We start from the raw sequence: 22,598 nt of genomic DNA, 5'->3' as shown, positions 1-22,598 counted from the left end.
ATTAAGCGCCCTCCATCAAGGTTGCGTGCATGTCCATCGCGGCGTCGCGGCCTTCGGCGACCGCCGTGACTGTCAGATCGTCCCCACCTGCGGCGCAATCGCCACCGGCCCAGACCTTCGCACGGCTTGTGCGGCCCGCACCCGTGACGGCGATCTTGCGCCCGTCACGTTGCAGGCCCGCGTCGGTGACAAGTGTCTGGCCAATTGCGCGGTAAACCTGATCGGCGGGCAGGCGGATCACCTCGCCCGTGCCTTTGAGCTTCCCGTTGTCGGTGGCCGTGTATTCCAGTTCAATCTCGGCCACGGCGCCATTGCCGTGAATCGCCTTGGGCTGCACATTGAACAGCAGTTTCACCCCGTGCGACGCCGCAAGGTCTTGCTCGTATCGGCTTGCGCTCATCGCATCGCGGCCGCGGCGATAGGCGATTGTGACTGTATCCGCGCCCAACAGCTTTGACTGCACGGCGGCATCAACTGCAGTCATCCCGCCGCCAATGACAACCACGTTGCGCCCCACTGGCAGCTTGGACAGGTCACTGGCTTGACGCAGGTCCGCGATGAAATCAACCGCATCTTCGACGCCTTCCGTGTCGTCCCCTGCGATCCCCAAGGCATTGACGCCGCCCAAGCCAACCGCAAGGAACACTGCATCAAAATCACCCGTCAGCCGATCAAGGCGCAATCCATCGCCAAGCGCCTGACCCGTTTCCAGCATGATGCCACCGATGGACATCAGCCAGTCAACCTCCTTGGCCGCGAAATCATCCGTCGATTTATACGCGGCGATCCCGTATTCATTCAGACCGCCCGCCTTGGGCCGCGCGTCATAGATCACAACCTCGTGGCCAAGCATCGCCAGCCGATGTGCATTCGAAAGCCCCGCAGGCCCCGCGCCGACCACGGCAACACGCTTGCCTGTCGCTTTGGCCCGCTCAAACGGGTGGGTGTCTTTCGCCATCAGTGTATCGGTCGCGAACCGCTGAAGCCGCCCGATTTCGACCGGTTTGCCTTCGGCCATTTCGCGCACACATGCCTGTTCGCATAGATCTTCGGTGGGGCAGACCCGCGCGCACATGCCACCCAGAATGTTCATCTCGAATATCGTCTTGGCGGCCGCTTCGGGTGTGCCGGTGCTGATCTGTCGAATGAAAAGCGGGATATCAATGTCGGTCGGGCAGGCCGTGATGCAGGGCGCATCATGGCAGAAGTAGCACCGATCCGCCGCTACTGCGGCCTCGTGCGCGCTTAGCGGCGCGTGAAGGTCACCAAAGTTCTGCGCCAATTCCTCTGCGTTCAAACGCTCAGGCACTACGCCGGGGGTAAATGCACTGTTCATGTCTGCTCCGTCCATCAGATTCACGCCAATGTTGGCACAGAACGAAATTTTATCAAACGGTAAAATATTGATCGGCTCTCATGAGAGCTTTTCCCCTGCGCTAGCTTGAGTTGATTCCAGTCTCGACGGCCTTCTCCGACTCGCAAACGAAACGGTCCGACGCGCTTTTCGTGTGATGATGGTTCACACGCACATCCATTTTCTTAAAGAGTTGAGTGTTGCGTCGACCCATTGAAACCACCACCCAACGCAGGGATTCGCGACCGCGACAATTCAATTGCCGGGTCAGTACATCTGCGACGTTTGGTGATTAGAGCTGCCCGACCCGGTTCGGAACATAAAAAATACGCCGATAGTGCAGCCTTTGCATTTGCACCGCGATGGGGCGGGATACTCCCGTGTCGGACATAAGTCCCATTTTCACCTCGAACCTCACCGGTCTAGCAACAACGTCGTCGCATCCTTCGCTTAGGCGGCAGATTGGTGGAAGGGTGGTTCGCATGCCGGTTCTCGCCCAGATGGGCTCTCTGTCGCAAAAAACCTCAAGATAGCCAGTGTCGCGGTCCGTCAGTTTGACCCGAAACTCAACCCGGTGCCAATTACCCAGCTCATTTGGCCCAATACACGTCCTGCCCATCACCGTCACACCCCGGGCCGCGCTTAGGTCTGCTGAAATAATGTCAGTTGGCGATGCACCCGCTCGCGTCAGCCGTGCGAGGGACACAGCCTCGTTTCCGATCCCTCCGGGGGCGACACGTATGTCAAAACCGAACAGATAAGTTTGCCCCGTGCGCCATTCATTGCCGCCCCATTCGCCGGTGGCCACCAGAGCGCTGTTGCGTTCGCCGTTTTCCAGTCGAAACGTGACGGTCGGGTCCTCCACAAGCGGCGCGCGATCTGACGCAGGATGGACGGAACCTGGCGCTGTGACCCAACTGTAAAGCTTTGAATCGACCTGATATACTGGCCCGGTTTCGGTTGCCGTACAGCCAGGCAAAAGCAATACAGCCAGCAGAAGGAGGGCCCAACGTGTCATCCGACCGTCGCCGAGGTGCGTTGTCGTTCACGCAGCATCGCCCGGGACGGAAAGGGGATCATCCTGCCAATCTCTTCGTCAAAAAGTTTCCAGCGCAAGCAACGCAAGCCCTCCAGGAAATTAATCTTTTCTGACTGAATCAGACCCTCGGCCTCGAGTGCGGCATGCGCATTTCGCAGAGAATACCCGGGGATCTTGGCGTTGAAGTGGTGCAGATCATGGTAGCCAATATTCAGTGTCACCAGATCGAACAGGCGGCCCCAGTCCAGCACGGCGCTGCCGTCAAGTGCGGCCGACGCAAAGGTCAACTCAGGTCGCCTTCCCCAGCGCACGTTTTCAAAGTTGTGAACGATATACGGAATCAAACCGCCAAAAGCACAGGCGAAATAAACTGACGCGACCCAAAATCCGAGGCCCGCCCAGCCGGTCGTCCACCAAATAATGCCAAGATAGGCCGCAAGCAAAACGTTGTGAAAGACGAGGTCGCCCACGCCGGTCTTGAACCCGTAAAGTGGAAGCCGTCTCAGCACACCAAAGAGGACGAAGGGACCAATCAAGATCAGGACAACGGGGCTGCGATAAATCCGGTAATGGAGCCGCTTCCATCCGGGTGCGGCCTGCCACTCGGCAAGCGTCATGGTAAATATCTCAAATGAATCCCTGCGTTCGAGATCACTGACGTAGGTATGGTGAAGGCCGTGAATATAGCGCGTCGCCTTGTAAGGCGTCATCGCAATCGGCGATAGCAGCATGCCAATCAAATCGTTCGTTTCGCGTGATGCGAAAAACGACCGATGCAAACAATCATGCTGGATCATGTAAATCCGAAGCCCCATTGCAGATGCAAGCAGGACTGTGGGGAGTGTGATCCACCAGATGCCAAGCGTCGCCAAACCGACAAAGACCGAAGAAACATATAACCCGAAAGTCACCGCAAGCTCGACCCAGGCGCGTCTGCCGTCAGATCTTGCAAATCTTTGTGTGGCAGAAAAAATATCGGAGGTGGAACTCAAAATACAACACTCCCATGGATCAATGCTTAACATAAAACCTACTCTGCGAGCTTACTTTACGTCAAGTTCGGGGGTTGCCAGACTCGGTTCGCGCGAAACGTCGGTGACTGGTCGAAAAGCCTAAGGGTCTCAATTCACTGCGTATTTGACATCTTGTTGTTGGGAATTGGTATCGGCTTTGGCCCGGAATGCTGCGGGTTCGTTGTCAGTCATGGCCATCTGACATCACGCAAGCCGCGGCACGGAAATTGTTTCTTTCCACGGGAATGCATGGCATTTTTACGATGCGCGCTGCCGATGGTATTTCGGGGCAGACTTGCGAAATTTTGGGTTGGGGAAACGGGGAAAGGCATTTGGGCACCACTGGTTTGTCACGCGCGGTCATTCATGGGCTGCTGGTCGAGGTAACGGCGCAAATTCTGCAGGCGTCTGTTGATCCGCAGCAATCGCTTGTCGCGCAGGGGCTTGACTCCTTGGGAGCCGTTGATCTGCTCGAGGCGCTGCACGCGCATGGCTATGAGGCGGATTATGAAGACCTGCTGAGCGATGCAAGCGTCGATAGTCTTGCCGGTTTGGTGCGCGAAAAGGCGGATGCCGGGCCAACTCCGACGCCGCGCGACCTTGCTGGCAAACCTGTGGCACTGACCGGGCCGCAGGTGCTTTGGGCCAATCTTGAACGGCAGGGGTGGGGCGATTGGGCCAACATCAGCCTTTGTCTGTCGATGCCCGCATCTGTCATTTCCGCAGCCTATTTGCCCGCGATTGCGCAGTCGCTTTGCGATGCCAATGATGCGATGCGGATGGTTCTTGTCCGGTCGCAAGACGGCGATGAGACGATCATGCAGCGCTGCATCCCGAACGTCCAACTGCCCTGTCAGTCTTGCGATGCGCCCCGGAGCGCGCGTGATGCGATGCGCTTGGTTGAAGCGTTTGAAGGACAGCCGGTATCGGCCTTTGCGCCCTCGGCCCGCGCGTTGGTTCTGGCGTCAGCAACTGAGGACGGGCGGCATTGGCTGTGTATCACGATGCACCATGCCTTTTGTGATCGCATCAGTATGCAAAGCCTTGCGCGCCAGATCAAAGAGATGATTGCACTGGGTGGGGTCCATAGCGCCAAGCCCCCTGCGATTGGCTATGTCGACTTTGCCAACTGGCAGCGCAAACTTGCAGCGCGTGCGCACTCCATACAAGGCTTCCAAAGCCTTGGCGCGCGCTTGGCAACCCGTGCAGGCCCGCCGGGCCGTCCCACGCCGCGCTTGATGAAGCCTGCGGATTTTGACGTGACGGATACCCCAGCGGTTGCAAACCTGCGCCCGTCCGAAAGTCAGGCGCTTGAAGGCCTTGCGCACCGTCTTGGCACGACCCTTCCTTTGCTGTTGCATGGGGTTTTTTCGCTGCTTGCGGCGCGTCTGACGGGTGATGAAGGTGCCACGGACGGCACATCCGATGTGCTGGTCTGCCATGTTGCTGCAAACCGCGAGCGCCACGTTGCGCTGAAGAACCTGATCGGGTGTTTTGATACATCGGTGCCTGTGGCCCTGCGCATCGGCAAGGCGGAAACCCTTGAATCCTTTAGCAAACGGACGCGGCGTTCCTTTGCGCAGACCTATGGGGCCGTGTCCGATTTTGCGCGCGGCGGCTGGCTGGCACCTGACGTAAGCGACCCACTAAGCCAGCATTGGCCGGCGTTGCTCGAACGGGTGCCGCATATCAATATCGTCCGCGCGCCTGCCAATGATCCGCGCGACGATGGCGCCTGCGATATTCGCGAACATCCGGTGCGGCGGGTTCAGAAAACCCGCTGGGGTCTGCTGCTGCGCGTAACACTACCCCGGTCGGACGATGCCAAGGCAGAGGGCATGAAGATCCGCGCATTTGCCGAAGATCGTGCGCTGGCGAGTGTCACCCAGCAGTGTTTTGTCGATCTTCTGCATGACCTGCTGAGTTACCCACCCGCCGAGGCGGCGCAGTTGCCCATTCTTGATCAGGTTGATCGGGTGATCGACCGCGCCAGATTTGCCGCCGCACAGGTGCGCCGCGCCGCCGCCCTTGTGCCCAAAGGGTCCGCTGCCCCCTTTATCTACGAGAAACTGGTTGCGCGTCAGCAGCGATGGTACGAGCATGATGCCCGTTTCGACCTGTGCCGTGACGCTGACAATCGCTTTGTTGGCACGGCGGAAAATCCGTTTCCCTTCACGCAGCTTGATAAGCTGAAAGAGCGCGCCTTTCTTGAAGGTCTTGGTGCGCCGATGCCCAGGCTGCGTCAAGTTCTGCCCAAGGATGGCCTGCAGGAGGCGTTGATGAACATCGCGTCGCAACTGCCTGAAAGCTTTGTCATAAAGCCTGTCGGAGCGGGGCATTCCTTTGGCGTGACGGTTGTGCGCGATGGTATTGATCTGACTCGCAACGGCGTGGCGTTTGATGTTGCGGCGGTCGCCGCAGAGCTGGCGCAAATGGCCGCACGCGGCTACTGCATGCACGAAGGCCGTCGGTTCGCGTTCAACTTTTCGGCCTTCCTGATCGAAGACCTTGTGATTGACGAAAGGGGGTTTGAAGCCCCGTCCGATTACAAGGTGTTCATGATCGGCAAGACACTGTTGTGGGTGCAGCTTCACTTTCGCCACGACGGTCACACCTGGGTCGCTTTCGTTGATGCCGATTTCAATCTGTTGCCGCAACCGGCGTGGGATCCGACAGTCTGTTGGCGCACGCACAAGGCACTTGTTTGCACCGATCAGGCCATGGTCGATGCGCGCAAACCCGCGTGTCTGGCGGCGATCCTTGATCATGCGGCGCGTCTTGCCGGGCAGATGGGTATCTTTGTGCGCCTTGACTGGTATGCCGACAAGGATCGTGGGCCGTTGTTGGGGGAAATCACCACATTTCCGCATATGCTCCAGCCGCGCAATTTCTACACAGCATGGGCGAATGACAGGGTCAGGGGCTTGTGGCAGGACCCTGACGGCGTTGGTGCACCAGACATTGGTTCGACAGCCGATCAGGGTGATATCGCAGGATTGATGGGCAAGGCGGGCGCAGGCGGCATTGCACTTGCCGATATATTGGCCCGACCGTCCCAAGGTATCTGGGCGGCTCGGGACGGGGTGACCTACGCGGACTTGCATCGCTATCTGGATGCGTTTGATCTGTCACCCTGGGGCGTGTCGCGCGGTGATCGTGTCGGGCTGCTGATGGGCAATGGCGTGCCCTTTGCGGCAACATTGCTTGCGGCAATGACCCGTTATGTGGCCGTGCCAATCGGGTCGGCGCAACCGGCCGAATTCGTCGCCGCGCAACTGGCGGCTTGTCGTGCCAACGCGCTGATCGTGATCGCAGGAACCGAGGCGGCGCAAATGGCCCGAGTGATCGCCCGCCAGATGCCCGGCCTTGTGGTGATCGCATTGGACCTGCCCCCGCAGGCGGTGCTTCCTGAACCGCCGACAGCCGCACAAACTGTCCGAAAAGCGGTGCGAAACCTGGATGATGTTGCGCTGGTCTTATGCACCTCCGGGGCGACCGGCGACCCCAAAAGCGTCTGTTTTTCACTTGAAAGGCTCGTGCGGTCGGCGGCGATGATTGGTCGGTCACTGGACCTTGGCCCGGATGATCTGGGGGTGTCGATGCTGCCGCTGCATCACGTGGGCGGGATTGCATGCAACCTGGTCGCCCCGATGCTTGCCGGTGGGCAGACGCGGTTTGCAACGGGGTTTGATCCCAAGGCCTTTTTTGCTGCACTTGCTGGCCCCGAAGGTGCAAGCTGGTGCTATTTGGTTCCGGCGATGTGGCAGACGGTGCTGGACTACGCCAAAGAGCACCCCGAGCTGGGTGCAACCAGACCTTGGCCCCGCTTGCGCGCGATCCGCAGCGCGGGGGCCGATCTACCCCATGCCCTTGCCTGCGCCCTGGCGGACCTGTTTGGTGATCGCGTGCGTGTCCTGCCAACCTATGGCATGACCGAAGCCATGCCCATCGCGGCCCCGCCATTGACCTACCGGCTCACGCATGCCGGAAGTGTGGGGCGCGCGTTGCCCTCCTTGTCCATCGAAATCATCGACCCAACCGTGGGGGCGGGCTGCGCTGTCGTGCCAGACGGGACGGTCGGCGAGGTGACGGTCAAGGGCGCGGCGGTCTTTGACGGATATGACCAAGGCGGCCCCGTGCCGGTCGAAGTCCTTACCCCGCGCGGATATTTTCGCACCGGCGATCTGGGTCGCCTCGCCGCAGATGGGTCGGGCTGGCTGTCCATTCATGGCCGCATCAAGGACGCGATCAATCGTGGTGGCGAAACCATTGCACCGGCACAAATCGAGGCTGTCTTGCGCGATTATCCGGGCTGGCAGGGTGGTGCCAAGGTTGATCTGATGGTCTTTGCCCGCGCGCACGCCGACCTTGGCGAAGATGTGGCGCTGGCAGTAGCCCCGATGGCTACTGAAATTGATCTGGCTGATCTGAACGATTGGGCGCGACAGCATTTGCCCTCGTCGATGCTGCCGCAAACCCTGATCCTTGTGTCTGAAATTGCCCGAACCGAAATGGGCAAACCGCATCGCGTCCGGTTTGCGCAACAGATGAATGGGCTTTTGCCGCCTGGCAAACTTGGGGTGATGCAAAACTATGTTCTGGATGGGCAGGGCGGTGCAGCGCAGTTGCGCGCCCAAAGCAAATCGCCGATGCGTGACATCCCGCAACAGACCGTCGCCGATGTGACCCTGGACGCCGTGTTGGCGGTCGCGCGTGGTTTTGTGCAGGGCGAGGGCCACATCGGGCCGGATACGCGGTTTGACGATCTGGGCGTCAACTCGCTTGCGGCGGTTGAACTGTCGGCGCGCCTGAGTGCCCGCTTCCGGTGCGATCTGCCCACTTGGTTGATCAGCGATCATCCAACCCCGCGCGCGGTCTTTGAACACCTGATCGATAAGGTGCAGGGCGCAACGCCGGAGCAGACAGCGGGCGAAAACCTTGCGGCGCCGCCCCGGCAAACCCGCCCGCTTCGTATGCTGTTCCTACATGGTGAAGGGGCGGATGGCGATCTGATGGACCTCAGCCTGCAGGCGACATCCTGGAAAGGGCAGCTTGCGACGCGTATCGAATTTGTCTATCTGGACGCCCCGCATATCTGCGCGCCCAAACCGGAACTTCATGCCAAAGCTGTCGCGGCGGGGATATATTCCAAAGACGCCTATCGCAGTTGGGGTGTTTATGATGCGGACATGCTGGCGCAAAGCCTGTCTGCGGTGACAACCGCCCTTGAAACGCTTGGACCGATTGATGCGATTGGCGGTATCTGTGACGGTGGGCTGGTGGCCGCCCTGATTGCGTCGCGCAGGCCCGAGTTGCGGCTGTTCCTGAACATCGCGCCAAGCCCGCTGCACAGGGTGGCCCGCCAGGGCATAAAGACGGATTGGGCGATCGCATGCCAATCAATCCATCTGGTTTCTCATGATGACCCGCTTCATTCCTTTGCGGAGCTTTCGAATATCTTTGCCCATTGCGAAAAGGCAACCCTGCTGCAGCATGATCACGGGCACGCGGTTCCGATGCTGAAGGGCGCGCTTTGCGATGATATTTGCGCCGCAATTGATTGGGTCACGGGCGCGCCGCCGCAAAGCTTTGGCAAATCGCACAGGTCCGGACATGACCGGACACCAGTGACGGGCGATCGGCGGGCGAGTGCCAAACATGAAGCAACGGTCGAAAAGGCGATGGCAGAGGTTCTTGGCCACGCTGATTTCCGCAGGGATGATGATTTTTTTGATATTGGCGGCAGCTCGTATCGGGCGGTGGCGTTTGCGGCGAAACTTGAGCAGTTGTTTGGCGTCGAATTCCCGCTCGAAAGCCTGTTCCTTGACGGCACGAGCGTGCGCGACCTTGCCCATAAGATCGAAACCTTCGTTAAACAAGAGGACGAGGTTGTGCTGGTCCCCCTGAACCGGTCGCTTGCAGATTCCGTGTACTACGCCCTCCCGACATTCTCGGGTGGCCTGACGGATTACCTGCCTTTGGCCGCGACCTGCGCGGGCTCTGCAAAGCTGGTCGGGCTTCGGATCAAGGCGCTGCAATCGACTGCTTGGGCAAAAACCATCACGATTGATGATCTGACAGATATGGCCGCAGATATGATCATCGCGCGCGAGGGTCGCAAAGCGATCAATCTGATCGGATTTTCCGCCGCCGGAATGATCGCGTTTGAAACAGCGCGCAAGCTGCGTGAAAAGGGGCATGAAATCAACAGTTTGATCCTGATTGATGCGGGTGCGCATGCATCGCGCAAACGTTGGCCCGTGCCGATGCATGTTTTTGCGAACCGGTTGCGTGCCTTTTCGCGACGTCTGCGCGGCAAGGAATACTGGCTCCAGCGATATCATTATGTCGGGCTGCACCTGAAAAAGCAGTTCGCCGATTGGCGCCCGGCCCCAATTCCGGTCAAACGGCCGATCCTGCTGGTGGCCGCACACGGCCCGCTGCAGGCGCGCGAAATTGACAGGTGGCGGGCGGCCTTTGATGGCACGCTTCAGGTGGTACCTATTTCCGGCAAACACACAGGGCTACGCAGCCCCGATATCGCCGCCGAAATTGCACAGGCGATTTTTGGCAGCAATGGCTGATGGGTTGCGTTGCGGGCGGCCGATTAAGGTGCCTTCAAGATATGAATCGTTGCGATGACAAACCCGTCGACAGCGGCCCATTTGCCGCCTGATATCACCATCGGCGCGGGCAGGGCGGGGGCTGTATCGCACAGGGTGGCGGTCCAGTTTCCGCTCTCGTGTAGGTCCACGTTGGCGTCCAGAAAGCCGAAAAACTGCCCTGTGATCGGGTAGATGGCTTTGAAAAGTGCCTCTTTCGCCGCAAAGGTGGCCTTGCAGCGCGATGAGTTGGCGACCAATGGTCGCGCCTTGCGCGCCGCGGCTTCGCTGCGCGTCAGGATATATTTTCGCAATTCTTTCTTAAGCGGGGCGTCCCCTTCGATGTCCAAACCCACACTGGCCGTGGTTTGATCATGCCCGACTATCGCCGCGGCGATCCCATCGGTGTGACTTATGCTGCCGATGATGCCGTTGGGCCAAAGGGGGCGGCGATCAGCGGCACGTGGGATCGGCACAGGCGCGATGGCAAGGGTCGCGAGTGCGCCACGCGCCGCCGCGCGACCGGCCGCAAATTCGTCCCGCCGACGGGGTGCGGCGTTGTGGATCGCGCGGTCTTCGACATCGAACAGATCATGAGAGCCGTCGATAGGAGCGATCTTTGCCGCCATACCATCGGGTGTGACACTGACCAACACGGCGCTGAGGTTTGAATGTTCCATGTCGTCTTGGTGCAATCCATCACTTCGGAGGGTTCCGCTGGGCGGACATTGATGGGCAGCCGCGACGCGGCTGCCCATATCGCCTTCATGAAACAGGCAGCGCGCGGTGGCAAGCGCGCCGAACCTTTTGCGATTATTGCCCTTCACTATCGGCAACAAGAGCCTCCATTTGACCAATATCGCCGCGCTGCGCCTTGATGATTGATGTTGCCAGTTCCTGCACGCGCGGGTCGGAAAGTTCGGCCCGTTCTCTGGTCAGGATGGCGATGGAGTGGTGCGGGATCATGGCCTTTATCCAGCTGACGTCCTGAACCGTGGCCTGGGATCGCACTAGCCAGAGTGCCAGGACGAAAAGCAGAATAGACCCGGCATAAATGCCCAGTTTCGACCCGCGATTGCGATACTTTGCCAGCATGAAGGTCAGCATCACGACCGCCATGCTGGCAAAGTATCGGAAGATTGAGTTGTGTCGTCTTGCATCTTTATGTCTCCTCTTGACGGTAATTGAGGGGACAACAACCTTCCGAAACTGGAGCGTTTAGAAAACTCTTGAAAGATGCGGTCTTGACGGCGTCCAGTCGCGTCAAGGCGAAGGGGCTGTGGCGACTGGAAAACCTGCCAAAAAAACAGCCATAAGGGCACCTTTGCCCAGCCAGGCTGCGCGCCGTTACTGTTCGCGGAAGGCGCGGTTCATGCTGTCGGTGATGGGTTTCATCAAATATTGAAAGAAGGTGCGTTCTTCGGTCTGGATCATGATTTCGGCGGGCATGCCGGGGGTGGGGGTAAAGCCACGGACACGATCCAGTTGCTCTGGTGCCACCGATACGCGGGCTACATAGACTTCCTGTGCCAACTCCTGACTGCGATCAACGATGCTGTCGGCCGACACGTAAAACACTTCGCCCGTCAGGACCGGCGTTGTCCGCGCGTTCAACCCGGTCAGGCGCACCGTGGCCTCCTGACCTTTTTGCACCACATCCACTTCGGTGCGCGCAATGCTGACTTCGATGATCAGCGGCTCGCCAGCGGGCAAAATCTCGGCGATGGGTTTGCCGCTTTCGATCACACCGCCCGGTGTATAGTAATGCAGCGTCACGATCGTGCCCGACACCGGCGCGACGACCTCGGATCGGCTCAGGACGTTTTCGGCGCGGCGCACCTGTTCACGCACGCTTTCCAGTTCCGATTGCACGATCTGCAATTCATCAAGAGCAGCGCCCTGGCGTTCGCTGATCGTCTGGGCGATTTGCGCTTCATAGCGTTTTGAAACTTCGGTGATTTCATCAATTTCGGCGGTCAGCCGCCCGATCTGGCCTTCGGCCTCGGCGATGGCGCGCCGGATGCTGTTGACTTCGGAGCGGCGAATGAGGCCACGATCCAAAAGCTGTTCCTTGGCGGTCATGTCTTCGCGCAGAATTTCAAGTTGGGTGCGCGTCGAGATAAGTTGATAGTCATAGCCCGTCGCGCGCACCGTCAGCGCTTCGATGCTTTGCTCCAAAAGCGAAAGGTCGTTGTTCAGCTGGCGCGCAGCCGCATCAAATGTCACCGTTTGTGCGTCCAGCATCGAGGCGATGGAAAAGTCTGATCGCAGGGCCTCGATACTTGCGGGAAAGATCAGCCTGTCGGCGCCGCTGTGTTCGGCCAGAATACGCGCTTCCATCGCTTCAAGTCGGACCTGACGCAGGAAAAGCTCGCGTTCGGTCGCCAGGGCGGCGGTTTCGTCGAGCAACAGGATGGGCTGCCCTTCGACGACGGTATCGCCCTCTTCGACAAGGATTTCGCGAATGATGCCGCCCTCGAGGTGCTGAACGATCTTGTTACGGCCCGTGGCGACGAAACTGCCTTGTGCGATCACGGCGGCCGCAAGCGGCGCGCGCAAGGCCCATGCGCCAAAACCGCCGAACGTCAGAATAAACAAAAGAATCCCGAATGTGATGTGTTTGGTGACCGAGCGGGGCACATCCGCATACCATTCGGCGGGTTCGGCATAGATCGTCACGTTGCTCATCTTATTGGCCCCCCTGTCCACCCTGTGCGGGCGGCAGGTTGCCCCCGGCATTGCGCTGCGCCAGTTGTTCAAGCACCTGCTGGCGGTGCCCGAACATCGCGATGTTGCCGTCAGCCATCAGCATAATCTTGTCGACGACACTTAGCAGGGACGGCTTTTGCGTGATGACGACAACGGTGATCCCGTGTTCGCCGGCATGTTTGATGGCCGTCGCAAGGGCGCGATCCCCCGCCGTATCAAGGTTCGAGTTGGGTTCATCGAGCACCAGAAAACGCGGGTTACCAAAGAAGGCGCGTGCCAGTGCGATCCGTTGCTTCTGCCCGCCCGACAGTGGCGAGCCATCGGCCTGCACCATCGTTTCATAGCCGTGCGGCAGCATTGCGATCATGTCGTGCACATCCGCCAGCATGGCGGCGCGATAGACGTCTTCGTCTTTGGCATCCGCCCGCATCCGCGCGATATTGGCCTTGATCGAGCCGGGGAAAAGCTGCACGTCCTGCGGCAGATAGCCGATGTTTTCGCCCAACTGGCGCGTGTCCCAGTTGCGCAGGTCCATCAGATCAAGCCGCACGTTACCCGACGTCGGCAGGATCGACCCCACCAGCATCTTGCCCAGGGTGGTTTTGCCCGCGCCCGAATTGCCGATCACACCCAAGGAGTCGCCGGGGTTCAGGGAAAACGTCAGCCCGTTCAGGATCACCTGCTTGGTCCCTGCGGGGACAAACAACAACCGCTCGACGTTCAGGCGGCCTTCGGGGTTGGGCAGCACCAGTTTCTCGAACCGCTGCACTGAATTGTGCATCAGCGATTTCACCCGGTCATACGCGCTACGCGACAGGATATAGCCGTTCCAGCCTTCGATGGACCCTTCGATGGGGGCCAGTGCACGTCCGGCAATGATCGAGGCGGCAATCACCATGCCGCCGGTGATTTCACCCTGAATGGCCAGAAAGGCGCCCCAGCCCAGCATCGCGATCTGGGTCAGCAGACGCGCCGCACGCGACACGGCGGCCCAGGCGATGTTGCGGTCCTGCGCCTTGACCTGCGCGCGCAGGGAATTGGCCGTGTCCTTGCCCCACAGCGCAACCGCCTCGGGGACCATCGCCAGCGCGTTGATGATCTGGCTGTTACGGGTCATGGAATCGAGGTGCATATTGGCGTGGCTTTGCGCGATATTGGCTTCGGCAAAGGGTTTGGCAGTGGCCTTTTGGTTGATGATCGCGATGACCATCAAGACCAGAGAAGTGGCGATCACGATCATCCCAAGGTGCGGATGCACAAGGAAAATCGCCACGATGAAGAGCGGGGCAAAAGGCACATCCAAAAAGGAAATCAGCGTGCCAGACGTCAGAAACCCGCGCAATTGCTGCAGGTCGCCCAAGGTTTGATACTGTCGCCCGTTGTCTTGCAGGGATGCATGGGCGGCGGCACTGAGAACCGGCGCGCCAAGCCGCACTGCCACCTCGACGGCGGTGCGCATCAGGATAAAACGGCGCACCGCGTCAAAGACGGATTGCATGACCACCGCACCTACCATCACGATGGTCAGCATCACCAGCGTATCTAGGGACCGGCTGGTCAGAACGCGGTCGGAAATCTGGAACAGGTAGATCGGGATCGCCAGCACCAAAAGGTTCGTCGCGCAGGTCAGAATCATGACAAAACCAAGGTTGCGTTTGACGATGCGGGTGCCCGTGTTCAGCTGTTGCACGAATTGGTCGGGGGCCGCGCGTTTGTGAAAACCCTGCGATCCGCCACCGCCGCCACCGCCCTTGCCGCCGCCTGTCGTGCTAGGGGGCTTGCCCGCGCCGTCCTGTTTCATGATCGGGCCGGTATCACCTTCGATCTGTTCGCCGCCCAGCCCCTTGGCCGGTGTGCCCTTGCTTTCAAACGCCGGCGCTTCATCGGGTTCGGCCCGCTGATCCGGGGTCAGGGTCAGGGGATCTGTGCGCCGCGCCGTAGACCGGGCCTTCGCAGCCTGGGGGCTGTTTGCTTGATCTGTCTGTGAGTGGGGCGCGGCGCGTTCGAAACGTTTGGGGTCATCGAAAGTCATTCTTGCAATATCCTATTAGGCGAGCATTGTTTGCATCATATCCGGTGATGCGGTGCTTTCGGGTGCTGTCGCCACAATCGGCACATCGACCGGGCCGTTGTCTGGCGTCAGCATGTCATCGGCCAGAAATACGACCGCCTCTGACGCAAGCGCGGGCATGTCCACACCCAGCGGATCGGCGTCGGTGTCGATCAACTCGGCCTGATATAGGAGGGCATCATCATAGACTTCACCGCCCACCATGACGTTTGAATCGACCCCGTAGTCGGTGATGGTGGCCAGGTTTATGGTAGCGTTCGATCCTGTGATGACATTCACTTCACCACCGTTTTGCGCGGTGAAATCATCAAGGGCCAGATGCACCTGATCGCTATCGCCCAGCACGTTGGTCTGTTCGATCCAGTTGATCGTCGTATAATCGCCCTCGATATAAAGGACGCGCAGGATATCGATGCCTTCAAAGACGCTGTCCTGGGCGAGGCCGGCGTTGATACTGGTCGCGCCTTGGGCAAAACTATCGGCGGCGCTGGCGAAATTGTCCTGCATTTCGCCGTAGGCATCGACGCCGGAACTGGTGATGCTTGCGCCGTTGAACAGCAGGTTGTCACCGCCCAGCATGCTGGTTGGGGTCATGCCGGAATAGGTCATGGTATCGTTGTCGATCATCACATTGATCTGATTGATCCAGTTGATCGAAATCATGCTGCCCCCGACGACGATCAGGTCATAGCCAAAGCCCAGTTCGGACAGATTGGTAAGGTTGATCACGGTGTTGTCGCCCAGCCCGATGTAGGTATTGGAGCCGTTAAAGGTGATCTCGGCAATGTCGTTGTCGGTCTGGAATGTGTATTGGGATACCTGATTGACGCTGAACAGATCGCCATCGATCCGCGTCACTGCCCAGTTAACGGGCAAGCCCAGATCGCCCGTATCTTCGGAGGCTTCAGCGCCCTCTTCGGGCACCGGGGCGGTGCTTGTGAACGCGAAGGTTGCGGCGTTCATTGCCACGGATCCGACAACCTCGCCGATGCTGCCCAAGTCATGATCGACCAGCACGTTGATCTGCGAAATCATGTTCAGATTTACGACATCGCCCATCACCGAAATGACAGAGGCGTCCAGCCAGGCCGTCGTGATCGAGACCTCGTTGACGACAAGGTTACCCCCGGACACGACCAGATGGCCCTCGTCCACTTCGAACAGGCTGTTATCGGTGCTGCTGCCGCCAAGCCCTTCGAAAGGGTCGGGAAACTCATAGTCGGCGGCGGCGTCATCAGCCGCATCCTCGGACGTGCTATCGCTCGCGTCTTCGTCATCCGTGGCGGTTTCTTCCGCATCATCGGGCGCCATGAAGGCGGGCATCAAATCCGCAAGCTCGGGGGCTTCCTCGGCGGCTTCGCCGTTCACATGCAGGCCAATCGCATCGACCCCGTGCAGCACGGTCGCCGCGACCCCGGTCAATGTCGTGGGGGCTGTGGAGCCCACTTGCGCGTGCAGGGCGATCGCGTCTTCGGTGACGGTTTCGCCGGGGGCGACCATCTTGGCGCTCACGGGGGCGGCGATGGCTGTCGCGATCATTTCGTATTGCTGCAGCTCGGCCAGGAACACGGCGGGGTCGACAAACTCGATCCCGGAGTCGGTCATGCGCAGGGTGTCGTTGTCGTAGAGAAAGGCGCTTTGATATGTGAGAACGACCACGCTTGAGGGTGGTTCGAGCGTCAGAAGCGGACGTCCGGCACCAAAAAGCGGAAAGGCTGCCGGCACGGTATTCGCCGCCAGACCGTAGAACGGGGACTGATACCACACAGGGAAAAGTGCATCAAAGAAAAGCGGGTCGGGTGAGCTGACAAACGGGCCAGCGGGTGCAAAGGGGACATAGATCAGACCGGGGTTGAAATCGCCAAGATCATATTTGGCACTAAAGCGCAGCGCGACGGCCTGGGTATCATCGAGGTCGGGATCTTTGGCCTTGAGAGCGCTGAACTTGTCATAGACATCGCGCATCCGCTCTTCTTCCAGCGTGATGTGGAAAATGCCGATCATGTGGGCGACCATTTCGGTCACTTTGTCCATTAACATCGCAGCCTCGCTATGATTTCTAATGGTTTACCCGGTCGTCAATCATGAAATACTGTCGGTCGCGACCTCGGGGTCGAATAAAAGGGATCGTCATAAAATCTGGTGCCAAAGCCCGGATCATGCCGGGCTTTGGCGTTGTTAAGGTCAGCGCCTATGCGCCATCGGCATCGTCGCCGATGTAGCTGGAGCTGAACGAGCCGCCGACAACTGTCATATCGACAGTGTTGCCCAGCACGTTCGCGCCTTGCACGATGGTCTGGTTGAACGCCGAGGTGTCGATCTGCGACGCGGCCGAAGCAAAGCTCTCGCCGGTGATGTAACCATCATCCCCGTTGCCAGAGCCCCACTGACCGGCGTTGCCACCGGCACCACCACCGCCAGCGGTTGCGCTACCGCCAGCGCCACCTGTGCCGCCACCGACACTTGCACCGCCTGCAGTTGCAACGCCGCCATAGCCGGCACCGCTACCACCGCCCATCGACATGCCGCCAAAGCCAGCACCACCATCACCGCCATCGGCATAGTTGTGGCCACCCGAGCCGCTTGTTGCGTTGGACGCACCAGAGAGCGCGCCGGAATCGCCGCCGTCTCCGGCGTTCGCGTTGCCTGCGGTTCCGGTGCCCATTCCGGCACCAATGGCACCCGAGTGCGCGTCGGCTGCGCCGCCGTCACCGCTTACGCCCTTGCCAGCGCCAAGTCCGGCACCCATCGCATCGGCATCCGCCATGCCGGTGGACCCGTTGTTGGCACCTGCAACACCAAGGCCAAGCAGGCCAAGGCCTGCGCCGATTGCACCGGCATCGCCCGTGTTGCTGCTGTCAGCACCGGCGCCTGCAGCGCCAAGTCCTGCACCAAGGCCACCGGCATCACCGGAATCGCCACCATCAGCATGCGCACCGGACAGACCCAGGCCTGAACCCATGCCAGCCGCAAGAGATGCACCGCTTCCGCCAGCACCAGCAGTCGATGTTGCACCCGAAGAAGCACCACCAAGGCCAAGGCCAACGCCTACGGCTGTTGCACCGGCACCGGCACCACCGGTTCCACCCATAGCATGCGCGTTGCCGCCATTGCCGCTTGTGCCACCGCCTGCAAGAGCAACGCCGCCCCCGCCGATGCCACCTTGGGCCTGACCGCCGTCGGCATAGGCTTCGCCTTTGCCATCACCACCAGCGGCACCTGCGCCGATGCCGTCATCGGCTTCAGCCTTGCCACCAGTCGAGGTGTTGGTCTGGGTTATTGAGCCGTTGTTGTCGACCTTCCCCAGACTGTCATTGTCGGTGAGGTTGTTGGTCTGGACGTTGACCGTGGCCACATCATTGCCCATCCCGAAGACCGCGTCATTCAGGAAGTCATTGACGTCGACGTCATCGCCTGGGTTGTAGTCGATGTCGCCCTTGGCCATGATGAAATCACCGGCGCTCGCGCCATGGCCCAGATCGATGTCGGCAAAGTCGTCATCGGTAGGCATATAGCCTTCGATCCCGACACCCACATTAACTTGGACACCAACGGTCGTTTCCGAGGTGTTGGAGTTCGCGTTCAGGTTGGCATTCCCGTTCAGGTTCCCATTCAGGTTGCCGTTGGCGCTGGTGTTGGTGCTGGAATTGTAGTTTCCGTTGCCGTTCAGGTTTCCGTTCCCGTTCAGGTTACCGTTCCCGTTCAGGTTACCATTGCCGTTACCATTGTAATTGTCGTTGTCACTGGTGGACGACTGTTGCTGGCCTTGGCCCTGACCTTGAAGCTGGGCCTGAAGTTCGGCCTGCGCCTGATGCTGATCCTGATCTTGGTCCTGATCCTGGTGGCCACCGCCACCCATCATTGGGAAAATCATGTTGTTATTCTTACCAGACATTTTGGTATCTCCGTAAATGACATCTACGGGATCGCCACTCTATCAAAAGCGATCAACGTGCAGATGTGGTTTTGAATTGAAAGTTTGGTGTGTCGGGCCGTCGGACGATAACTCGGTCCAAGGTTCACCCGGGATGTCTGTGCTATTTCTCGATATGTAATCCCCCCCAGAATTATTTTCGCCATTTCTTAGGTGCGGCGCCGGAATGATTCGGGGTAAATCCCCACCAGCAATCGCCCTGACGACCGCAATCAGTGATCGTCGCCACTTCAATAATGCGTGACCCCATCAGCTTTGCCTGAACCGAGGCATCCGTTAAGCTACACAAAGGGTTAGGGTGCAGATTTCAGCTTAAGTATATGATTTAAAATGAGAAAACTGACAGGTACTAATTCATATCGCAAGAAGCATACCGATTCGATCAGGGGGGATTAGCATCTGAAAAACAGTTAAAGATCAGTTGCCTAGGGCACATGTCTTTTTAGATAAGCGGACATTAACCGAAAGATGTGTTACATTAACCTTTCGGTAAGGTTTGCCTGACTGGAGAGGGAGCTTTGGAAGCGCTACACTGAGCATGATTTGAAGGAGAATTTGGTTATCGCGATACGGTATCTGGGTGGCGGCTTTTCGCGTCACACCGCGTCCGATTTAAGAAGAGGCGAATAAACGCTTCGTATGTTGTGAATTTGTGATGTGTTCGTCTTAACATATGTCAATTCAACCCCGTGACGGGGGATATAGTTCCAAAAGGAACGCTGCATTTTGTAATACTAATCATTTGGGTTCTTTGGGGGGATCTTGTTATGTTTATCAATTCTGAACCACCTGCGAAAACTGTCAGCGGTTTGTTCGTTGGAAACCCGCTCAGCTTTTCGGACAGCGTGCTTCGGCTGGCGGATATGGAAATGCCCTGTCTTGGGTTTACCCGGGCCGCATCGTTGCATGACCTGTTGTTCATGAGCGACGACAGGGCAGAGCCTGTCTGCATCATCATCATTGATGAAACCATGCTGGGTGAACTGATCGAGGTCATGCCAGAGCTGCGCGCGCGTTTCCCGCACGCCAATATCGCTATGGCCTATCGCGACGATGCGATCGCACGGCGGTTGATCGCCGTGATCAAGGATACGCCGCGCGTCGGCCAGATTGGGCTGCTTCCCATGAAGCTGCATGTGGATAGCTGGCTGTCGGTGCTGCGCCTGCTGGTCTGCGGTGAAAACTATGTGCCTGCCGACCTGATGGCGCAGGCCCCCGCTGTCGATGCGCAAACCGCGCATGTTCCCGAAAACACTGCGGAAGACGCGGACGCGGTGCATCTGACCGAGCGCGAAATGCAGGTTCTGCGCTCGGCGGCGGAAGGCAAGCAGAACAAGATCATCGCGGATGAACTCAAGCTGTCTCAGCATACCATCAAGCTGCACATGCATCATATCATCGCCAAGCTGGGCGTGCACAACCGGACCGAAGCGGCCGTTTGGTTTCTGGATCAAGGGCAACGCGGGCATTGAAATGGCCAGGCCAGCGGACCCAATCGATTTCGATGATTTCCTGCTTTTGATTGGCAAGCTGAACTACACCTGGACCAACACCGAAAGCCTGCTGATCCATCTGATTGCCGGGCTTTCGGGGATGGACAAAGAGATCGCCACCGTTGTCTTTCTGACCCTCAACACATCGCGCGCGCGGATCGATATGGTCGAACGGCTGTCCAAGCTTGACCGGATCGCCAAGGCAGAACGCGACACGACGCTGGCCCTGACAAAACGGATTCAGAACCAGTCCGCGCTGCGCAACCGCTATAACCATTGCATCTATGCCTTCGACAGCGAGGGAGGGCATCCGCGGTCTATTCTGATGCGGATTGCTGACCGAAAGGACAAGCTGATGATGGGGCAGGTCAATGATCTGGACGCCGAGGCGGCAGACAACATCAAGGCGGCGATCGCCGAATTGGGCGCGATCAATCGCGATATCTGGCAGGCTGTCAGCGACTTTGGCTATCCACAATAACTATTTGCGGTAAAGTCCGGTAACCAGCCCCTCGGCCAGCCGTTGCAGATTGTCGGGGGCGGTGCCGGGTGGCTGGATCGGCCCATAGTGCAGGTCATACTGGCCGCCAAGTTTGCCAAACAGCTCGGATGCATAACGCAGCGAGGCCACGGCGCGCCCGAAATCATCATTCCCACCGCTTGCCATCCGCGCCAGCTTGCGGGTGCGGTAATAGTGGCGCGAATTGCGGGCGTCGATTGACGCGGGCACGATGGGTGCCCCGCTTGCTGCGGACATGCGGGTGATGCCCGACCGCCAGGGCGGTTCAACCAGCATCCCGCCAACCATATCGGGCACGCGCCCCGACCCGAACACCAATAAAGCCCCGCCAGCGTCCAGGTGCGCCTGCATCCCTTCGCGGGTGTGGCGCGCCGTCAACACATTGTCCTTGCGGTCCAGATCCACGGCGATGATCCGGTCAGTGCCCAGGAACCTTTCGGCCTCGCGGTTGGCCACAACCTTGAGATCGGGTCGGTGATCCAGCAGGACACCGGCATGGGCGATGAAATCAAAGGTGCCGATGGGGTGGGTGGCGCCGATCACGACAGCGCCTTTGGCTGGCACATGCTTGAGGCCATGCGCGCGCAACTGCGTCCCGCCATTTCGCGCCAATAGGGCCGCGACAAGGTCCGGTCCCGTGCGCCCGTCAAGATCAATCAAGACCTGTTCGGTCTCGCGCAGGGCAAAGAAAGACTGCCCCGTCACCGCGCGATTGACCGCATCCACCGAAGCCATCAGCCCCCGCAACGCCCGCAAGCGCAGCCCAGCGCCGTGGGGAATGCGTAGCCGCGCGCGCAAGAGGTCGTCCATCGGGTTGGTGCTGTTGGATTTGATCAAGGTCTGCTTTGGATAAGTGTTAGGGGTTGCGATCGGCTTGGCCTATCATGGCGACATCGCGCCGCGAGGCAATAGCGGCGCGCGGGCTTTGGGTGATCGGGGACAATATCATGAACGGTCTGGACGGCACCGGCATTGACGCGGTCATGCTGAACTTTTCGCCCACGAGCCTGCAAATCCTGAATGCCGTGCTGGCGATCGTCATGTTTTCAATCGCGATCGACCTTAAGCCGTCAGATTTCAACAAACTGCTGCGCGCGCCCAAGGCCTTGCTGACAGGGTTGTTTTCCCAGTTTTTGGTCTTGCCAGCGTTGACGTTTGGGATCGTGCTGGTGACCACGCCGCCGCCTTCGATTGCGCTGGGCTTGATACTGGTCGCCGCCTGTCCGGGCGGGAATATCTCGAATTTCATCACCCACCGGGCGGGCGGAAATTCTGCCCTTTCGGTGTCGATGACGGCCTTTGCGACGGTCGTGGCAATCTTTTTGACACCGTTCAATATCGCGCTTTGGGGCAGTCTCTATGCGCCAACCCGCGCGATTCTTCGCGAAACTGCGATTGATCCGGTTTCGGTGGCGGTGACGGTCGGTGTCATGCTGGTATTGCCGTTGTGCCTTGGGGTGCTGCTCAATATGAAACGGCCCGAGGTGACGGCGCGGTTGCGCACGCCGCTTCAGTTTCTGTCGATGGGGATATTCGTTGCCTTTGTGGTCCTGGCGCTGGCGGCAAATTGGTCGCTGTTCGTGCAATTTGCCGGGGCGGTGGCCTTGCTGGTGCTGTTGCACAATGCCGTGGCCTTGGTCGGGGGATACGCGACGGCGACGGTGATGGGCCTGTCCGATTTTGACCGGCGCGCGGTGATGATCGAAACCGGTATCCAGAATTCCGGCCTTGGTCTGATCCTGATCTTCGGATTTTTCAGCGGCTTGGGCGGGATGGCGGTGGTTGCCGCGTTCTGGGGGATCTGGCACGCGATTTCCGGGATCGTCATGGCGATCTATCTGGCGCGCACCAAAGTGGCGTGAA

General features: G+C 59.2%; 14 protein-coding genes. 4 read left to right on the top strand and 10 right to left on the bottom strand.

The annotated features are described in order from the left end of the window. Nucleotide 1: 1 nt before the first annotated feature. From FTO60_RS10465 to FTO60_RS10455, 3 genes are all read right to left on the bottom strand, one after another. The gene (locus FTO60_RS10465) at nt 2-1,336 is read right to left on the bottom strand and encodes an NAD(P)-dependent oxidoreductase (protein WP_148055908.1); all 1,335 of its coding nucleotides are present in this window, start codon (nt 1,334-1,336) and stop codon (nt 2-4) included. Nucleotides 1,337-1,646: 310 nt separating this feature from the next. Next, the gene (locus FTO60_RS10460) at nt 1,647-2,372 is read right to left on the bottom strand and encodes a hypothetical protein (protein ID WP_148055907.1); all 726 of its coding nucleotides are present in this window, start codon (nt 2,370-2,372) and stop codon (nt 1,647-1,649) included. Further along, nucleotides 2,369-3,418: a fatty acid desaturase gene (locus FTO60_RS10455; protein WP_148055906.1), complete on the bottom strand. Its 1,050-nt coding sequence runs from the start codon at nt 3,416-3,418 to the stop codon at nt 2,369-2,371. The genes FTO60_RS10460 and FTO60_RS10455 overlap by 4 nt, the downstream gene beginning before the upstream one ends. Nucleotides 3,419-3,738: 320 nt before the next feature. Between FTO60_RS10455 and FTO60_RS10450 the strand changes: the two genes are divergently transcribed. Next, nucleotides 3,739-9,990 (top strand): AMP-binding protein, encoded by a 6,252-nt coding sequence (locus FTO60_RS10450; protein ID WP_172623867.1) that lies wholly within the window; start codon nt 3,739-3,741, stop codon nt 9,988-9,990. 23 nt (nt 9,991-10,013) lie between these two features. Here FTO60_RS10450 and FTO60_RS10445 read toward each other — a convergent pair whose 3' ends face one another. The 6 genes from FTO60_RS10445 to FTO60_RS10420 all read right to left on the bottom strand — a co-directional run bounded on the left by FTO60_RS10445 (nt 10,014) and on the right by FTO60_RS10420 (nt 18,683). Then, the gene (locus FTO60_RS10445; protein ID WP_172623866.1) at nt 10,014-10,688 is read right to left on the bottom strand and encodes a 4'-phosphopantetheinyl transferase; all 675 of its coding nucleotides are present in this window, start codon (nt 10,686-10,688) and stop codon (nt 10,014-10,016) included. 133 nt (nt 10,689-10,821) lie between these two features. After that, nucleotides 10,822-11,115, bottom strand: a complete 294-nt coding sequence (locus FTO60_RS10440; RefSeq protein ID WP_254696780.1) for a DUF305 domain-containing protein — start codon at nt 11,113-11,115, stop codon at nt 10,822-10,824. 240 nt (nt 11,116-11,355) lie between these two features. Continuing rightward, nucleotides 11,356-12,696 (bottom strand): HlyD family type I secretion periplasmic adaptor subunit, encoded by a 1,341-nt coding sequence (locus FTO60_RS10435; protein ID WP_148055902.1) that lies wholly within the window; start codon nt 12,694-12,696, stop codon nt 11,356-11,358. 1 nt (nt 12,697) lies between these two features. Next, nucleotides 12,698-14,749 (bottom strand): type I secretion system permease/ATPase, encoded by a 2,052-nt coding sequence (locus FTO60_RS10430; protein ID WP_148055901.1) that lies wholly within the window; start codon nt 14,747-14,749, stop codon nt 12,698-12,700. A gap of 15 nt (nt 14,750-14,764) precedes the next feature. Next, nucleotides 14,765-16,822 carry a type I secretion protein ATPase gene (locus FTO60_RS10425; protein WP_254696779.1) on the bottom strand — a complete coding sequence of 686 codons (2,058 nt, stop codon included), beginning with the start codon at nt 16,820-16,822 and terminating at the stop codon, nt 14,765-14,767. Nucleotides 16,823-16,979: 157 nt separating this feature from the next. After that, nucleotides 16,980-18,683: a hypothetical protein gene (locus FTO60_RS10420; RefSeq protein ID WP_148055899.1), complete on the bottom strand. Its 1,704-nt coding sequence runs from the start codon at nt 18,681-18,683 to the stop codon at nt 16,980-16,982. A gap of 806 nt (nt 18,684-19,489) precedes the next feature. Between FTO60_RS10420 and FTO60_RS10415 the strand changes: the two genes are divergently transcribed. Then, complete coding sequence (locus FTO60_RS10415) at nt 19,490-20,194, top strand: response regulator transcription factor (protein WP_254696778.1); 705 nt, start codon at nt 19,490-19,492, stop codon at nt 20,192-20,194. A gap of 1 nt (nt 20,195) precedes the next feature. Next, nucleotides 20,196-20,696, top strand: a complete 501-nt coding sequence (locus tag FTO60_RS10410; RefSeq protein WP_148055898.1) for a hypothetical protein — start codon at nt 20,196-20,198, stop codon at nt 20,694-20,696. Here FTO60_RS10410 and FTO60_RS10405 read toward each other — a convergent pair whose 3' ends face one another. Beyond that, a complete protein-coding gene (locus FTO60_RS10405) occupies nt 20,697-21,545 on the bottom strand; it encodes a 1-acyl-sn-glycerol-3-phosphate acyltransferase (protein ID WP_148055897.1) in 849 nt (282 codons plus the stop codon). It abuts the gene before it with no gap. A 74-nt stretch (nt 21,546-21,619) separates the two neighbouring features. Here FTO60_RS10405 and FTO60_RS10400 point away from each other — a divergent pair, with 74 nt between their 5' ends. Continuing rightward, entirely contained in the window at nt 21,620-22,597 is a 978-nt protein-coding gene (locus FTO60_RS10400) for a bile acid:sodium symporter family protein (RefSeq protein ID WP_254696777.1), read from the top strand. Nucleotide 22,598 lies beyond the last annotated feature (1 nt).

The organism is Octadecabacter sp. SW4, from assembly GCF_008065155.1.
In the GTDB taxonomy this organism is placed as follows: Bacteria; Pseudomonadota; Alphaproteobacteria; order Rhodobacterales; family Rhodobacteraceae; genus SW4.
The sequence above is the reverse complement of the archived record's forward strand: the minus strand, read 5'-3'. Positions and strand labels throughout refer to the sequence as shown.

Excerpts from the sequence above, each read along its gene's own strand:
- FTO60_RS10465 (WP_148055908.1), bottom strand. The coding sequence starts at position 1,336 with ATGAACAGTGCATTTACCCCCGGCGTAGTGCCTGAGCGTTTGAACGCA.
- FTO60_RS10460 (WP_148055907.1), bottom strand. The coding sequence starts at position 2,372 with ATGACACGTTGGGCCCTCCTTCTGCTGGCTGTATTGCTTTTGCCTGGC.
- FTO60_RS10455 (WP_148055906.1), bottom strand. The coding sequence starts at position 3,418 with ATGTTAAGCATTGATCCATGGGAGTGTTGTATTTTGAGTTCCACCTCC.
- FTO60_RS10445 (WP_172623866.1), bottom strand. The coding sequence starts at position 10,688 with ATGGAACATTCAAACCTCAGCGCCGTGTTGGTCAGTGTCACACCCGAT.
- FTO60_RS10440 (WP_254696780.1), bottom strand. The coding sequence starts at position 11,115 with ATGCTGACCTTCATGCTGGCAAAGTATCGCAATCGCGGGTCGAAACTG.
- FTO60_RS10435 (WP_148055902.1), bottom strand. The coding sequence starts at position 12,696 with ATGAGCAACGTGACGATCTATGCCGAACCCGCCGAATGGTATGCGGAT.
- FTO60_RS10430 (WP_148055901.1), bottom strand. The coding sequence starts at position 14,749 with ATGACTTTCGATGACCCCAAACGTTTCGAACGCGCCGCGCCCCACTCA.
- FTO60_RS10425 (WP_254696779.1), bottom strand. The coding sequence starts at position 16,822 with ATGGACAAAGTGACCGAAATGGTCGCCCACATGATCGGCATTTTCCAC.
- FTO60_RS10420 (WP_148055899.1), bottom strand. The coding sequence starts at position 18,683 with ATGTCTGGTAAGAATAACAACATGATTTTCCCAATGATGGGTGGCGGT.
- FTO60_RS10415 (WP_254696778.1), top strand. The coding sequence starts at position 19,490 with ATGTTTATCAATTCTGAACCACCTGCGAAAACTGTCAGCGGTTTGTTC.
- FTO60_RS10410 (WP_148055898.1), top strand. The coding sequence starts at position 20,196 with ATGGCCAGGCCAGCGGACCCAATCGATTTCGATGATTTCCTGCTTTTG.
- FTO60_RS10405 (WP_148055897.1), bottom strand. The coding sequence starts at position 21,545 with ATGGACGACCTCTTGCGCGCGCGGCTACGCATTCCCCACGGCGCTGGG.
- FTO60_RS10400 (WP_254696777.1), top strand. The coding sequence starts at position 21,620 with ATGGCGACATCGCGCCGCGAGGCAATAGCGGCGCGCGGGCTTTGGGTG.